This is a genomic window from Kitasatospora sp. NBC_01539 (assembly GCF_045040525.1).
GTDB lineage: Bacteria > Actinomycetota > Actinomycetes > Streptomycetales > Streptomycetaceae > Kitasatospora.
Map to the genome: position 1 here is coordinate 2,355,254 of NZ_CP109390.1, position 15,510 is coordinate 2,370,763.

A 15,510-nucleotide genomic window follows, 5' to 3' on the forward strand; every position below is an offset into this window, starting at 1 on the left:
CGGCGGCCGGGAGCGGGTGCGGTGGCGCCGCCGCCCGCCGTTGACTGTTGATCTTCCCCGAACATCCGGTCGATGAACAGTCCTGGCGGCCGCCCGGGGCACCGCGCCGGACGCCCGCCCCCGGCGTGCGCCCCGCCGCCGCGTCCGGCCCCTCCGCGGAACGGACCGTACCGGACGTCGCCGACGGTCCGCCGGGCACCACGGATCGGCACCGGCGCATCCGGAGCGACCCACGGGATGTCGGTGACGCCCGTTATGGTCGGTGACCATGCGACTGCTGCATACCTCCGACTGGCACCTCGGCCGCTCCTTCCACCGGGAGAGCCTGCACGACGCCCAGCGCGCCTTCCTCGACCACCTGGTGGCCGTCGCCGAGGCCGAGCGCGTCGACGCCGTGCTGGTCGCGGGCGACGTCTACGACCGGGCCCTGCCCGGCCTGGAGGCGGTCGCGCTCTTCGACGACGTCCTCGTGCGGCTGGCCGGCCTCGGGGTGCCCGCCGTCTTCATCAGCGGCAACCACGACTCGGCCCGCCGGCTCGGCGTCGGCGCCCGCCTGATCGACCGCGCCGGCATCCACCTGCGCACCGACCCGGACGGCTGCGCCACCCCCGTGCTGCTCTCCGACGAGCACGGGCCGGTCGCCGTCTACGGCCTGCCCTACCTGGAGCCCGCCCTCGTCCGCGACCGCTTCGGGCTCGACCGCGGCGGCCACGACCGGGTGCTCGGCGCCGCCATGGACGCCGTCCGCGCCGACCTCGCCGGCCGGCCCGCCGGCACCCGCGCCGTGGTGCTCGCGCACGCCTTCGTCACCGGCGGCGAGCCCAGCGACAGCGAGCGCGACATCACCGTCGGCGGCGTCGCGAGCGTGCCCGCCGGCGTCTTCGACGGCGTGCACTACGCCGCCCTCGGCCACCTCCACGGCAGCCAGCGCCTCGCCCCGCACCTGCGCTACAGCGGCTCCCCGCTCGCGTACTCCTTCTCCGAGTGGAAGCACCGCAAGAGCATGTGGCTGATCGACCTCGACGCCGACGGCGGGATCGCCGCCGAGCGGCGCGTCGACTGCCCGCAGCCCCGCGCGCTCGCCTGCCTGCGCGGCCGGCTCCACGACCTGCTCCACGACGACGGGCACACCTGGGCCGAGGACCGCTGGGTGCAGGCCACCCTCACCGACCCCGGCCGGCCCGCCGACGCCATGGAGCAGCTGCGCCGGCGCTTCCCCCACACCCTGCAGCTGCTCTTCGAGCCCGACGACGCCGCCGGCGACGGCCTGCCCTCGTACGCGGCGCGCGTCGGCGGCCGCACCGACCTGCAGGTCGCCGAGGGCTTCGTCGGGCACGTACGCCCCGGCGGCACGCTGACCGAGGAGGAGCACGGCTGGCTCGCCCAGGGCTTCGAGGACGTCCGCCGCGAGACCGAGCACGCCCGGGAGAACGCCCGATGAGGCTGCACCGGCTCACCCTCACCGCCTTCGGGCCGTTCGCCGGCACCGAGGAGGTCGACTTCGACACCCTCGCCGCCTCCGGGCTCTTCCTGCTGCGCGGCGCCACCGGCGCCGGCAAGAGCAGCGTGCTCGACGCCGTCTGCTACGCCGTGTACGGCGAGGTGCCCGGCGCCCGCAAGGGCAACCCGCTGCGCAGCGACCACGCCGCCCCCGGCCTGCTCACCGAGGTGCGCCTCGAACTCACCCTCGGCGGGCGCCGTCTGGAGATCACCCGCAGCCCCGAGCAGCAGCGCCCGAAGCTGCGCGGCACCGGCACCACCACCGAGAAGGCCCGGACGCTGCTGCGCGAGCGCGTGCCGGGCACCGACGGCGGTGCGCCCGGCTGGCAGGCGCTCAGCAGGTCGCACCAGGAGGCGGGCGAGGAGATCGGCCGGCTGATCGGCATGAGCCGGGAGCAGTTCTGCCAGGTCGTGCTGCTGCCGCAGGGCGACTTCGCCCGCTTCCTGCGGGCCGACACCAAGCAGCGCGCCGAGCTGCTCGGCCGGCTCTTCGACACCCGGCGCTTCGGCCAGGTCGAGCGGTGGCTCGCCGACCGGCGCACCCGGCAGGAGGCCGCCGTCCGCGAGGGCCGCCAGCGGCTCCGCGCACTGGCCGCCCGGGCCGAGGAGGCCGCCGGCCCGGACGCCGAACCGCAGGACGCCTGGGTGCCCGCCGAGGACGGCTCCGCGGCGAGCGCCGCCGGGCTCGTCGACGGCGTGCTCGGCTGGGCCGCCGTGCTGCGCGGCGGCGCCGCCGAACAGCAGGCCGTGGCCGCCTCCGCGCTGACCGCCGCCCGCACCGCCCAGACCGGGGCGGTGCAGCGCCGGCAGGAGGCCGGGCAGCTCGCCGACCGGCAGCGGCAGCACCGGGCCGCCGTGCACCGCGCCCAGGAGCTCGGCCTGCAGGCGCGGGCCGTCGCCGACGACCGCGGCCGGCTCGCCCGCGCGCAGGCCGCACTGGGCGTCGAGTCGGCGCTGCGGCTGCACTCCGCCGCCGACCGGGCCCACCGTGCGGCGCTCGGCACCGAGCAGGAGAGCCGTGCGGCCCTGCGGCGGTCCGCGGCGGCCGTCCTGCCGGCCCGTACCGGCCCGGGGGGAGGCTCTGCGGGCCCGACGGGCGGCGACGTCCTGCTCCCCCGCCAGGCGGGCCCGGCGGATCCGCCCGCGCTGCCCGCCGACGGCGACGCCGAGGCGCTCGCCGCGGCGGAGCGCCGGCTGCGCGCCGCAGGCGGCGGCCTGGCCGCGGCCCGTGACGCCGAGCGGCGGCACGCCGAGCTCGGCCGCGAGGCCGAGGAGCTCACGGCCCGCCGGGAGAAGGCCGAGCTGCTCGCCGAGGAGGCCCGGGAGTGGCTGGCCGACGTCGACGAGCGGCTCGCCGGCCTGCGCACCGAGCAGACCTCCGCCGCCGCGGCCGCCGCGCGGGTCGCCGTCCTCGACCTCGACCACGCGGCGCTGACCCGGCGGCACCGCGCCGCCGAGGAGCGGGACGCCCTGACCGGCCGGATCGCCGCCACGGGGCAGCAGGTCCTGGACCTCGAACACCTCGCCCTCGACGCGCGGGCGCACGGTCTCGACCTCCAGGAGCGGCGGCTGGCCGGCATGGCCGCCGAACTCGCCGGAGGCCTGCTCGCCGGTGAGCCGTGCCGGGTCTGTGGCGCGGCCGAGCACCCCGCCCCGGCGGCCCCCGCGAGCGACCCGGTCACCGCCGGCGACCAGGAGCGGGCCGCCGCCGAACAGTCCGCCGCCGAACAGCGCCGGGACACCGCCCGCGGGGAGCTGGCCGCGCTCCGCACCGCCGAGGCCGCGGCGCGCGCCGTGGCCGGCGAGGAGCCGGCCGCCGCACTGGCCCAGGCCCTGGCGGCCGCCGCCGCCGAACGCGGGCACGCCGTGCGGGAGGCCGACGGACTCGGCCGGATCGAGCAGCGGATCGAGCGGCTCACCGCCGAGCAGCACCTCCGCGAGGAGCAGCTGCGGACGGGCGGCGCCGACGCGGCCGGGTTCGCCGGCCGGCTCCAGACGCTGGAGGCCGAGCGCGGCCAGCTGGCCGCGCTCGTCACGGCGGCCCGCGGCGACGCGCCGTCGGTGGCCGTGCGGGCGCGGCAGATCGAGGAGGCCGCCGGGGCGGTCGCGGCGGCCCTGACCGCCGTACGGGCGGCGGTGCAGGCCGCGGAGCGGCTCGCCGAGGCGGAGGCCGAGGTCGCCCGCGCCACGGCCGAGGCCGGCTTCGACACCCCCGGGGCCGCGGAGGCCGCCGCGCTCCCGGCCGCCCGGCGGGAGGCGCTGGCGGCGCGGCTGGAGCAGCACGACCGGGCGCTCGCCGCCGCGGAGGCGGAGCTGGCGCGGCCGGAGCTGGTCGCGGCCGGGGGCCTGCCGCCGGTCGACCCGGCCGGGCCCGCGGCCGAGCTGGACCGGGCGACGGAACGGCTCCAGCGGGCCGCGGCGGCGGCCGGGGCGGCCGAGGAGCGCTGCGAGGCGCTGCGGCGGATCGGCACGGGGCTGGCCGCTCTGGCGGCCGAGCTGGCGCCCGCCCTGGCCGAGTACGGCCGGCTCGGCCGGCTCTCCGCGCTGGTCTCCGGCGCCCCCGGGGAGAACGCGCTGCGGATGCGCCTGGAGTCGTACGTGCTCGCGGCCCGGCTGGAGCAGGTGGCCGCGGCGGCCAGCACCCGGCTGGTGCGGATGTCCGGCGGGCGCTACACCCTGGTGCACAGCGACGGCCTGGTCTCCGGCACGAAGCGCTCCGGGCTCTCGCTGCGGGTGGTGGACGCCTGGACCGGCCGCGAGCGGGACACCGCGACGCTGTCGGGCGGGGAGAGCTTCTTCGCCTCGCTCGCGCTGGCGCTCGGGCTGGCCGACGTGGTGACCGACGAGGCCGGCGGCATGCCGCTCGACACCCTCTTCATCGACGAGGGCTTCGGCAGCCTCGACGAGCAGACGCTGGAGGAGGTCATGGACGTCCTGGACGGGCTGCGCGAGCGCGACCGGGCGGTCGGCATCGTCAGCCACGTCGCGGACCTCCGCTCGCGGATCCCCGCCCAACTGCTCGTCCACAAGCGACGGCACGGGTCGACGCTGGCGCTCGTCTCCCGCGAGGACGCCTGACCGCCGCGGCCGGGGCCGGGGCGGCCTGCGGACCTGCGGGCGGCGGACGGACGGGCGCGGGCGGACGCGGGCGGACGCGCGGGCTCAGCCCGAGCAGGCGATGCGCTGCGCCTGCTGCCAGGTGCAGACGGGGCAGAGCGTGCTGCCGGCCCGGTCCGCCGGGTACTCGGTCGGCTCGCCGCACAGCACGCAGTCGGCGCGGGGGCCGGCGTCCGGGGCGGCCGGGGTCAGCCCTTCGGCTGCCGTGCCGGGGACGGGTGCGAGCTCGCAGAGCCGGGCGTCCGGGTCGTCGTTCATGGTCTTCCCCTCCTGGCGGCGTTCCGCCGCGTCGTCCCTACCGTCGTCGCTGCACAGCGCCGACCCGCCGCCGTTCATTCCGGCCCGCCGGCGGGGGCGGCGGGCCCGGGGCCGGTGCCGTGGAGCCCGGGGCGGTGGGCCCGGCACCGCCGGACCCGCCGCCGCCGGACCCGCCACCGTCGGGCCCGGCTCAGCCGAGGAAGCTGAGCCGTACCGTGCGGCGCGGGTTGTCGACGTTGGTGTCGACGAGCACGACGGACTGCCAGATGCCGAGGGCGAGCCGGCCGCCGATCACGGGCAGTGTGGCGTGCGGCGCGACGAGGCCGGGCAGCACGTGGTCGCGGCCGTGCCCGGGGCTGCCGTGCCGGTGCCGGTAGCGGCCGTCGGCGGGGAGCAGGTCGCGCAGGACGGCGAGGAGGTCGTCGTCGCTGCCGGCGCCGGTCTCGATGACGGCGATGCCTGCGGTCGCGTGCGGCACGAAGACGTTGAAGAGGCCGTCCCGGCCGCCGGCCGCGGTGTCGAGGAAGGCCGTGCAGCGCTCGGTGATGTCGAGGGCGACCTCACCGGTGCCGGTGGCCGTCTCGAAGGTGAGCGTGTGGAAGGTGTCCGCCATGGTCACATCCTGACGCATCGCCGGGCCGCTGCCGTGCAGTGACCGCGTGACGCCTCGCGGACATGACGACGACCCGGCGGACTCGTGTCCGTCGGGCCGCACCGGCAGGGCGGCTGGCGCCCGGCCGCTGCCCGGCTAGTGCCGGTTGCCGAACAGGCTCCGTCGGAGCCGGCGCAGCGGAGCGAGCAGCGAGACCCGGGCGGTACGCCGCGGCGTGGTCCGGGTGCCGGCCGCCTCGGTGCCGCGCGGTGTCAGCTCCCTTATGAGGCCGAGGGCCTCCGCCGTGTCGACCTCCGAGAGCGCGGGCGCGCCGAGCACGGCGAGGTGCCGCTCGATCCGGCGGCCGGTCGCACCGACTCCGCACTGGACCGCCGGCACGCGGGGCCGTACCCGCACTTGCATCTGTTCCATCAGTTTCCCACCCCTACGAGGCGCCAGGGCCGTGAGGCGAAGACTATCCGTGAGAGACGGCCTTCGCGCAACCGTCCTGGTGTTCTGCCACCGTATCGCGCGAACGGAACTGACACTTCACCAGATACCGGCGCCATCGGTCACGACTGGGCATCGATCGGGCCCGCTCCGGCCCGGTGCGGGGCGGGCCGCCGGGACGGCAAACCCGCCGGTGGCGGCAGGCGGGGGCGCGGTCCGCGTACGGCGGTGCGGCCCCGGCGCGCGGGGGCCGCCGGGCGCTCCCGAGGGCGGTGCGGCAGCGGGCCGGGGCGGCCCCGGGCGGCGGGCGGCGATCGGGAGGACCGAACGGGAACGGGTGACGCGGCGGGCGGCGGGGTCACCGGTGCGGGTGAGAGCGCGCCCGCGGAGCGGTGCCGTCCGGTCCGGCGGTGGGAGCATCGGATCAAGGCCGCGGGGCGCTGACCGGGGGCTGGGCGCCCGCCGGTGCGGCGGTCACCCTCCGCGGCCGATCATGACAGGAGCGTTTCTTCAGAACTTGAACGCGCCGAGGGGATTGACGTGGCGGAAACCTACAAGCAATATTTCCTCAGACAAGGAATCCCGGGCCACCCCCCGGGAGACCCTGTCGAATGAGTTCGACAGATGAAGCTTCCGACACCTCCATGAGTCACTGTCCGGCCGTCTCGACGCTGCGGCGGCCCGACTCAGGTGCGGTGTACGGACCGGCGGCCGGCCGTTGAGGGTCGGCTGGGCCGCCAACCGGACTGCCGGTGCCGCCGCTCGCACGGCGCGGCACCGGCGGTCGCGTTTTCCGGGCCGTCCGAGCCCGGTGACCGGCGCGACACCGCCCGGCACCCCCGCCCCGCCCGCCCCGGCCCCCGGACGCCGGACCGGCCCGCGATCACCGCCGGGGAGCGTCTGACCTGCGACGGCCTCCGGCATCGATCAATCCCGGACATCTTTCGACACCACTGCGATCACTTTTGGTCAACCGGCCGTCCACATCCGCTCGCTAGAGTGAGCTGTAGCGGGCGAGCATCCGCCGACCCACCGTCTTCGCGGAGTGAACGAGCGTGAGCCCCCTCCTCAGCATTGTCCTGCCGGTCCATGGAGTGGAACGCTTCCTCCCCGCATGCCTGGACTCGCTCCGGGCCGACGCCGCCCCCGGCACGGTCGAGATCATCGCCGTCGACGACCTCTCCCCCGACGGGTGCCCCGCCCTCCTCGACGCGCACGCCGCCCGGGACGGCCGGATGCGCGTCCTCCACCTCACCGAGAACCAGGGGCTCGGCGGCGCCCGCGCCGCCGGCCTGGCCGAGGCAGCCGGCACCTACGTCTGGTTCGTCGACAGCGACGACTGGCTGCCCGACGGCGCCCTGGACGCCGTCCTCGCCGAGCTCGCCCGCGAGGAGGAGCGCGCCCGGTCGGGCGAGCACCCCGCGGACGTGCTCCTCACCGACTTCAGCCACGCCTACGCCGACGGCGGAACCGAGCCCAACCCCTGGCACCGGGTGCTCGCCACCCCCGCCCTCACCGCCGGCTGCACCGCGGCCGACCAGCCCGACCTGCTGCGCGCCGTCATGGCGGTGTGGAACAAGATCGTGCGACGCACCTTCCTGCTCGACCTCGGCGTCTCCTTCGGCCGCGGCTACTACGAGGACATCTCCGTCACCTACCCGGTCCTCCTCGCCGCCCGCCGCCTGCGCTTCCTCGACCGCTCCTGCTACACCTACCGGCGCGGCCGCCCCGGCGCGATCACCAGCACCGCCTCCGCCCGGCACGCCGACGCCTTCGCCCAGTACGACGCGATCTTCGCCTTCCTCGACCGCCGCGACGACCCGCTGCGCCCGCTCGTCTTCGAGCGGACCGTCCGCCAGGCACTCACCGTGTACGACACCCCCGGGCTGGTGCCGGCCGACCTGCGCGCCGACTTCTTCCGCCGGATCACCGACCACATCACCCGGCACCGCCCGGACGGCCACCACTTCCCGCGCGGCCCCCGGGGCGTGCCGTACCGGCTCGCCGCGCGGGGCGCCCGGCGCCCGTACGACGAGCTGCGCCGCACCAGGGGGCTGCCCCGGGCCGCCCGCGAGGGCACCCTGGCCCTCGCGCCGGCCGTGCGGCGGGTGGTCCGCGGCGGCGCCCGCTTCACCGCCTACAACGCCTTCCGCCGGCTGCCGCTCGACGCGCACCTCGCGGTCTACGCCGCCTACTGGCACCGCGGCTACGCCTGCAACCCCGCGGCGATCTACGAGAAGGCCCGCGAGCTCGCACCGCAGATCCGCGGGGTGTGGGTGGTGGAGACCCGCGCACAGGCCGCGATCCTGCCCGCCGGGGTGCCGTACGTGCTGCTCAACTCGCCCGCCTACCTGCGGGCGACGGCCACCGCCAAGTACTTCGTCAACAACGTCAACTTCCCGCACACGATGGGCAAGCGCCCGGGCTCCGTGCACGTGCAGACCCAGCACGGCACCCCGCTGAAGTCCATGGGCATGGACCTGCGGGCGCACCCGGTCGCCGCCGACGGCATGGACTTCGACCGGCTGCGGGAGGCCGTCGCCCGCTGGGACTACCTGGTCTCCCCCAACCCGCACACCAGCGAGCACTTCTCGCGGGCCTTCCCCGGCCGCTACGAGCTGCTGGAGACGGGCTACCCGCGCAACGACCGGCTGGCGCTGGCCACCCCGGAGGAGTGCGCGGCCGTCCGGGAGGCCCTCGGCATCGCGGAGGGGCAGCGCACCGTGCTGTACGCCCCGACGCACCGCGAGGCCCGCGGCGGCTACCTGCCCCTGCTCGACCTGCCCGCGCTGGCCCGCCTCCTGGGCCCGGGCCACACCCTGCTCGTCCGCACGCACTACTTCCACACCGGCGGCCCCGGGGCCCTCGCCGCCGGCCCGGACGCCGCCCGGATCGTCGACGTGTCCGCCCACCCGGTGGTGGAGGACCTCTGCCTGGCGGCCGACGCCCTGCTCACCGACTACTCCTCGGTCATGTTCGACTACGCGGTGCTGGACCGGCCGATCACCGTCTTCGCCCCGGACTGGGAGGAGTACCGCGCCGTCCGCGGCGCCTACCTCGACCTCCTCGCCGAGGCGCCCGGGCCGGTCGCCACCACCACCCCGGCCACCGCCGAGGCCCTCCTCGCCGGAGACCCCCGCCCCGACCTGCGGGCCGCCTTCCGCACCCGGTTCTGCCCGTGGGACGACGGACACGCCGCGGAGCGGGTCGTCCGCGCGGTCTTCCCGACCGGTTCCCCCGCCGGGGAGCAGAGCCCGCGGGTGCTGACGGCCTGACCCGCCGTCCACCCGACCCCCGCTCGGCGGCACCGGCATGACGCACCGTCGGTCCCGGCCATTCTGCTCCGCAGTCACCCCTGCGCGCAGCGTGACGAGAATCGCACCCGGCGACCGGCCGGAGGGAGTGGACGCCCGCGGGGGTGCATGTCGTAATCTGCGAGCTGATCGCGGGCCGTCCGGCCCGGACACGCAGGCCGGCCAGGGAGGGCCCATGCTCAACCTCATCACGAAGTTCGTGCTCAAGCCGCTCGCGAAGGCCGTCTACCGGCCGGTCGTCGAGGGTCTGGAGCACGTGCCTCGCAGGGGTGGGGTGATCCTGGCCAGCAACCACCTGTCCTTCGTCGACAGCGTGGTGATCCCGCTGACGGCGCCGCGCCAGGTGTTCTTCCTGGCGAAGGCCGAGTACTTCACCGGCACGGGGATCAAGGGGGCGATCTCCCGCGCCTTCTTCACCTCCGCGATCAACGCGGTGCCGGTCGAGCGCGGCGACTACCGCTCGGCCGCGGCGTCGCTGGACCAGGCGCTCGGCATCCTGAACGACGGCAACGCGTTCGGCATCTACCCGGAGGGCACCCGCTCGCTGGACGGCCGCCTGTACCGCGGCAAGACCGGCGTGGCCTGGCTGGCGCTGACCGCGGGCGTGCCGGTGGTGCCGGTCGCGCTGGAGGGCCCGCAGGAGATCCTGCCGGTCGGCCGGCGCATCCCGCGCGTCCGCCGGGTGACCGTGCGCTTCGGCGCGCCGCTGCACTTCACCGAGCTGCACGGGCAGGCCCGTTCGGCCCGGGCCCGCCGCCAGGTCACCGACGAGGTGATGGCGGCGATCCACGAGCTCTCCGGCCAGGAGCTGGCCGAGTCCTACAACGAGACGCCGAAGGCCGCCTGAGGCTCCTCCGCCGGCGAGGCCGCCCGGCGGGTGTTCGGCGCGTCCGGCCGCGCCGGCGGAGGAGCGCCCGGGGCCCGGTCGGTCACCGGCCCGCGCCTCCGCGGGCGGGCTGCCCGTCGGCCCCGGTCGGCGTCGCCGTGGCGCCGGGCCGGGCGGCGTCGTGCGCGTCCGGCCGGGCGGCGGGCGCGGGCCGCCACTGGGCCGCCACCAGGGCGCCGAGCACGAGGAGGCCTCCGGCGGCCTGGGCGGCCGTCAGCCCCTGCCCCAGCGCCAGCAGGCCGACGGCGGTGGCCACCACCGGGCTGAGCAGGCCGAGGAAGGTGACGTCGGTCGGCGGGAGGGCACGGATGCCGCGGAACCACAGGGTGTAGGCGAGGGCGGCGCCGACCACGGAGAGCCAGGCGTAGCCGAGCAGGTTGTCCGCGGTCAGCTCCGCGGGCGGCGGCCCTTCGACGAGCAGGGCGACGGGCAGCAGCACCAGGCCGCCGGCCACGAGCTGCCAGCCGGTGGTGGCGAGCACCGGCGCGGGCGGGGTCCAGCGCTTGCTGAGCACGACGCCGGTCGCCATCACCGCGGCGCTGCCCAGGGCGGCGGCGAGGCCGACGGCGTCCAGGCGGGCGGTGGACCGCAGCACCAGCAGGGCGACGCCCAGCACGCCGGCCAGGCCGGCGAGAAGGGTGCGCCGGGTCGGGCGGATGCCCAGCAGTCCGGCGGAGAGCAGGGCGGCGAGCAGCGGCTGCAGGGCGCCGACGGTGGCGGCCACACCGCCCGGCAGGCGGTAGGCGGCGACGAAGAGCAGGGCGAGGAAGACGCCGATGTTGAGGGTGCCGAGGACGAGGGAGCGCCACCACCACACGCCGACGGGCAGCCGCCGGGTGGCGGCGACGAGCAGCAGCCCGGCCGGGAGGGCGCGCAGCACGGCGGCGAGCAGCGGCCGGCCCGGGGGCAGGAACTCGGTGGTGACGTAGTAGGTGGTGCCCCAGACGCTCGGCGCCAGGGCGGTCAGCAGCAGGGTCGCAGGACGATTCCTTAGCACTAAGATAAATTATCTCACCGCTAAGAGATTGGCTACCCTGACGCCATGACCGATGCCGGGCCCCCCCGTGACCACGTCGATCTCGTGCTGGCCCAGTGGGCCCGGCAGCGCCCCGACCTGGACGTCTCACCGATGGCGGTGATCGGACGGCTCCGCCGGCTCGCCCGTCTGCTGGACACCGGGCTGCGCCGCACCTTCGCCGAGCACGGCCTCGACGCCGCCTCCTTCGACATGCTCGCCACGCTGCGCCGCAGCGACCCCCCGCACCGGCTCACCCCGGCCCGGCTCATGCAGACCTCGATGGTCACCTCCGGCGCCGTCAGCCAGCGCCTGGACCGCCTGGAGGCCGGCGGCCTGGTCGCCCGCACCCGCAGCACCGAGGACGCCCGCGTGGTGCACGTCGCCCTCACCGCCCGGGGGCGCGAGCTGATCGACCGGGCGCTGCCCGACCACGTCGCCAACGAGCACCGCCTGCTCGCCGCCCTCGGCGCCGACGAGCTCGACGCACTCGCCGGCACGCTGCGCACCCTGCTGCTGTCGCTCGGGGACGACGCCCCGGAGGATCCCCGGCCGGGCGGGACCTAACCGGTCCCGGCCTCCCGGCGCAGCAGGGCCGCGTAGTGGCCGCCGCGGTCGAGCAGTTCCTCGTGGGTGCCGAGCTCGACCACCTCACCCCTGTCGAGCACGGCGATCTGGTCGGCGTGCCGCACGGTGGAGAGCCGGTGCGCGATGGTGATGGTGGTGCGGCCCGCGGCGAGGGCGTCGATCGCCTGCTGCACGGCGGCCTCGGTGCGGTTGTCGAGGGCGCTGGTGGCCTCGTCGAGGATCAGCACGGGCGGGTTGCGCAGGATGGTGCGGGCGATGGCGAGCCGTTGCTTCTCGCCGCCGGAGAAGCGGTAGCCGCGCTCGCCGACCACGGTGTCGTAGCCGTCGGGCAGGTCGGCGATCATCGCGTGGATCTGGGCCGCGCGGGCGGCCGCGACGAGCTCCTCGCCGGTGGCGTCGGGCTTGGCGAAGCGCAGGTTGTCGGCGACGGAGGCGTGGAAGAGGTACGTCTCCTGGGAGACCACGCCGACCGCGCGGGCCAGGGTCTCGAAGGAGAGGTCGCGGACGTCGGTGCCGTCGATGCAGACCCGGCCGCCGGTGACGTCGTAGAGCCGCGGCACCAGGTAGCTGAGCGTCGTCTTGCCGGAGCCGGTCTCGCCGACGACGGCGAGCGAGCTGCCTGCGGGCACCTTGAGGTCGACGCCGCCGAGGGTGGGCCGGTCCTGGCCGCCCTGGTAGGCGAACTCGACACCCTCGAAGGTGACGTCGCCGCGCACCTCGGCGAGCCGCACCGGCCTGGCCGGCTCGGCGGTCTCGACGGGCAGGTCGAGGTACTCGAAGATCCGCTGGAAGAGCGCGAGCGAGACCTGCACCTGGACGCCGGTGGAGAGCAGGCTGACGGTCGGGCGGAAGAGGCCCTGCTGGAGGGAGACGAAGGCGACGAGGGTGCCGACGGAGACGATCGGCGCGCCGCCCGCGGCGGCGAGCCCGGCGGCCCAGTAGATCAGCGCGGGCATGGCCGCCATGACGATCTGGATGGTCGACATGCGCCAGCGTCCGGCCATGTTGACCCGGACCTCCAGCCCGGCGAGCTCGTCGGACTGCTGGGTGAACTCGCGCGAGAGCGAGTCGGAGCGGCCCATGGTGCGGCCGAGGAGGATGCCGCTGACGGAGAGCGACTCCTGGACGGCGGAGCTCATGGCGGCGAGCTTGCGCTGCCGCTCGGTGGTGATCTTCTTGCGCTCGCTGCCGACCCGGCGGCTGATCCAGACGAACAGCGGGAGCAGCAGCAGGGAGATCACGGTGAGGCGCCAGTCGAGGGCGAGCATGGCGACGACCGTGGCGATGACGCCGGTGAGGTTGGAGACCAGCGAGGTGGCCGTCATGGTGACGGTCGACTGCATGCCGCCGATGTCGTTGGCGATGCGCGACTGCACCTCGCCGGTGCGGGTGCGGGTGAAGAAGGCCAGCGACATCCGCTGGAGGTGGCTGTAGACGGAGGTGCGCAGGTCGTGCATGACGCGCTGGCCGACGACGGTGGATATGAGGGTCTGCAGCACGTTGAAGATGCTGTTGACGACCGCGGCCGCGATCATGCCGAGCGCGAGCACGGTGAGCAGGCCGGTGCGGCCCTGCGGGATGGCGGTGTCGAGCACGGCGCGCAGCAGGAACGGCGTGATCACCGAGACCACGGCCGAGGCCGCGACGAGCAGGCCGACGATCGCCAGCCGCCCGCGGTAGGGGCGGAACAGGGCGAGGATGCGGCGGATCTGCGCGGGCGGGGCGGGTTCGGCACCGTCGCGTTCGGGAGGGGTCCAGTCGATCCGGTCGAGCTTCAAGGGCGGCCTCCGGGGTCGGGGCGGGCGGGGCGGTCTGCCGAGTGGAGTAAGGCTCACTTTTAGCCGAACTAACAGTGAGCCTTGCTCTATTCCCGCGGGCCGCCCGGCCGTACCGTCCCCAGTCTCCCGCTCAGTCGGTCCCGTAGCTGCGCCCGGCCTTCGAGGAGACCGCACCCATCCGGCCGCTCGGCAGCAGCCTGGCGAGGGCCACGGCGGCCTTGTAGCGCTTGCCCGGCACCGAGAGCGTGCGGCCGCGGGCCAGGTCGCGCAGCGAGTCGTCGACCACCCGGTCGGCGGTCAGCCAGCCCCACGACGGGATGTTCGAGGTGCCCATTCCGGCGCGCTGGTGGAACTCCGTCCGGGTGAACCCGGGGCACAGCGCCTGCAGCCGCACCCCGGTGCCGCCGAGGTCGCGGGCGATGCCCTGGGTGAAGCTCACCACCCACGCCTTGCTCGCGCCGTACGTGCCGCGCGGCAGGAAGGCGGCGACCGACGCGACGTTGACGACGGCGCCGCGGCCGCGCTCGCGCATGCCGGGCAGGGCGGCGGAGGTCGTCCGCAGGATCGCCTCGACGTGCACCCTCACCATGTCGAGCTCGGCCTGCAGCGGCACGTCGAGGAAGGCGCCCTTGTTCCCGAAGCCCGCGTTGTTGACCAGGATGTCCACCGGCCGGTCGCCGGAGCGCAGCCGTTCCTCGACGGCGGCGATCCCGGCCTCGGTGGCGAGGTCGGCGGTGAGCGTGGTGACCCGCACCCCGAAGCGCTTCGCGAGGTCGGCGGCGGCCGCGTCCAGCCGCTCGGTGTCGCGGGCGACCAGGACGAGGTCGCGGCCGTCCCGGGCGAGGCGGCGGGCGAAGGCGGCGCCGATGCCGGCGGTCGCGCCGGTGATGAGAGCAGTGGTCATGCGCCGACCGTACCGATCCGGACGGCCCGCGCGCACCGGCGCCGCCCGCCCGGGAGCGGATCCCGGACGGGCGGCGGCGGGGGTCGTACCGCGCGGTCAGGCGCGGTAGGAGGCCCAGGAGTTCGTCATGCGGGTCACCTGGCCCGCGGTGAACTGGTACATGCAGGAGTCGTAGGTGTAGTCCATGAAGTTGTGGATCGGGTCGACACCGGCCTTGGCGGTGCAGGTGTCGCGGCCGGTCGGGCAGGCGTAGGCGGCGCTCTTCTCGGCCGGGGTGTCCGACACGTAGTCGCCGTTGCCGTTGCAGCCGCCCTGGAAGGTGTGGTAAAGCCCCAGCCAGTGGCCGACCTCGTGGGTGGCGGTGTCGCCCTCGTTGTAGTTGGTGGCGGAGCCGCCGGGCACCGAGGTGTCCAGCATGACGACGCCGTCGTCGGTGGGGTCGGAGGAGTACGAGCTCGGGAAGGTCGCCCAGCCGAGCAGGCCGTCGCCGAGGCTCGCGGTGTAGAGGTTCAGCGCGTTGGCGCCGCCCTTGCGCAGCGCGGACTTCATCGCGCTCTCCGCCGAGGAGCCCGGGGTGATGCCGTTGTACCAGGCGGCCTTGTCGGTGTAGTCGGTGCCGGCCAGCGAGAAGCTGAACGGGGTGGCGACGTTGCCGGTGCCCTGGCCGCCGTACGCGGCGTTCAGCACGGCGATCTGGCCGGCGATGGCGGAGGCGGAGAGCTTGCCGGTGGTGCCGGAGTGCACGACGTGCACGTAGACCGGGATGCTCGTCGCCGCGAGGGCGGAGTCGGCCAGCAGCTGGGAGCCCTGGGCGGACTTCGCCAGCTTCGCGACCTTCGCCTTGAGGTCGGCGTCCATCGCCTGGGCCTGGGCGTCGGTGACGGCGTTCGGCTCGTGGGCCGAGGAGCCGGTGCCGCGGCGGGCCCCGGCGTCCTGGCCGGAGTCGGTCGTACACGCCGACGCGGACGGCGCACCGAGCACGGCGGAGGAGGCGGGCAGGGCGAGTTGACCGACCGACAGGACGCCGGCGAGGGCGGCCGCGGCGAGCAGGCGGTTGCCCCGCAGGACGGCCAGGACAGGGCTGAGGACACGGGCAGAACGGCGCATC

The 15,510-nt window shown here is 75.9% G+C and carries 12 protein-coding genes; 5 read left to right on the forward strand and 7 right to left on the reverse strand.

From position 1 onward, the window contains the following. Positions 1-268: 268 nt before the first annotated feature. The gene (locus OG335_RS10095; RefSeq protein ID WP_405010720.1) at positions 269-1,441 is read left to right on the forward strand and encodes an exonuclease SbcCD subunit D; all 1,173 of its coding nucleotides are present in this window, start codon (positions 269-271) and stop codon (positions 1,439-1,441) included. Then, positions 1,438-4,578 (forward strand): AAA family ATPase, encoded by a 3,141-nt coding sequence (locus OG335_RS10100; protein ID WP_405010721.1) that lies wholly within the window; start codon positions 1,438-1,440, stop codon positions 4,576-4,578. The genes OG335_RS10095 and OG335_RS10100 overlap by 4 nt, the downstream gene beginning before the upstream one ends. An 84-nt stretch (positions 4,579-4,662) precedes the next feature. Here the strand turns inward: OG335_RS10100 and OG335_RS10105 are convergent, their stop codons facing one another. From OG335_RS10105 to OG335_RS10115, 3 genes are all read right to left on the reverse strand, one after another. Then, the gene (locus tag OG335_RS10105; RefSeq protein ID WP_405010722.1) at positions 4,663-4,875 is read right to left on the reverse strand and encodes a hypothetical protein; all 213 of its coding nucleotides are present in this window, start codon (positions 4,873-4,875) and stop codon (positions 4,663-4,665) included. 190 nt (positions 4,876-5,065) lie between these two features. Next, a complete protein-coding gene (locus tag OG335_RS10110) occupies positions 5,066-5,488 on the reverse strand; it encodes a YjbQ family protein (protein ID WP_405010723.1) in 423 nt (140 codons plus the stop codon). Between the two features lie 135 nt (positions 5,489-5,623). Then, a complete protein-coding gene (locus tag OG335_RS10115; RefSeq protein WP_405010724.1) occupies positions 5,624-5,899 on the reverse strand; it encodes a hypothetical protein in 276 nt (91 codons plus the stop codon). 1,073 nt (positions 5,900-6,972) lie between these two features. Here OG335_RS10115 and OG335_RS10120 point away from each other — a divergent pair. Both OG335_RS10120 and OG335_RS10125 read left to right on the forward strand, forming a co-directional pair. Beyond that, the gene (locus OG335_RS10120) at positions 6,973-9,192 is read left to right on the forward strand and encodes a CDP-glycerol glycerophosphotransferase family protein (protein ID WP_405010725.1); all 2,220 of its coding nucleotides are present in this window, start codon (positions 6,973-6,975) and stop codon (positions 9,190-9,192) included. Between the two features lie 214 nt (positions 9,193-9,406). Beyond that, the gene (locus OG335_RS10125; protein WP_405010726.1) at positions 9,407-10,078 is read left to right on the forward strand and encodes a lysophospholipid acyltransferase family protein; all 672 of its coding nucleotides are present in this window, start codon (positions 9,407-9,409) and stop codon (positions 10,076-10,078) included. Between the two features lie 82 nt (positions 10,079-10,160). On the opposite strand, the gene OG335_RS10130 is transcribed toward OG335_RS10125, so the two are convergent. Continuing rightward, a complete protein-coding gene (locus tag OG335_RS10130) occupies positions 10,161-11,114 on the reverse strand; it encodes an EamA family transporter (RefSeq protein WP_405010727.1) in 954 nt (317 codons plus the stop codon). A 45-nt stretch (positions 11,115-11,159) separates the two neighbouring features. Here OG335_RS10130 and OG335_RS10135 point away from each other — a divergent pair, with 45 nt between their 5' ends. After that, positions 11,160-11,699: a MarR family winged helix-turn-helix transcriptional regulator gene (locus OG335_RS10135; RefSeq protein WP_405010728.1), complete on the forward strand. Its 540-nt coding sequence runs from the start codon at positions 11,160-11,162 to the stop codon at positions 11,697-11,699. On the opposite strand, the gene OG335_RS10140 is transcribed toward OG335_RS10135, so the two are convergent. The 3 genes from OG335_RS10140 to OG335_RS10150 form a co-directional block, all read right to left on the reverse strand. Further along, the gene (locus OG335_RS10140) at positions 11,696-13,498 is read right to left on the reverse strand and encodes an ABC transporter ATP-binding protein (RefSeq protein ID WP_405010729.1); all 1,803 of its coding nucleotides are present in this window, start codon (positions 13,496-13,498) and stop codon (positions 11,696-11,698) included. The genes OG335_RS10135 and OG335_RS10140 overlap by 4 nt on opposite strands. A 130-nt stretch (positions 13,499-13,628) precedes the next feature. Beyond that, the gene (locus tag OG335_RS10145) at positions 13,629-14,402 is read right to left on the reverse strand and encodes an SDR family NAD(P)-dependent oxidoreductase (RefSeq protein ID WP_405010730.1); all 774 of its coding nucleotides are present in this window, start codon (positions 14,400-14,402) and stop codon (positions 13,629-13,631) included. Positions 14,403-14,498: 96 nt separating this feature from the next. Further along, positions 14,499-15,509 (reverse strand): zinc metalloprotease, encoded by a 1,011-nt coding sequence (locus OG335_RS10150; protein ID WP_405010731.1) that lies wholly within the window; start codon positions 15,507-15,509, stop codon positions 14,499-14,501. Between the last annotated feature and the right edge of the window lies 1 nt (position 15,510).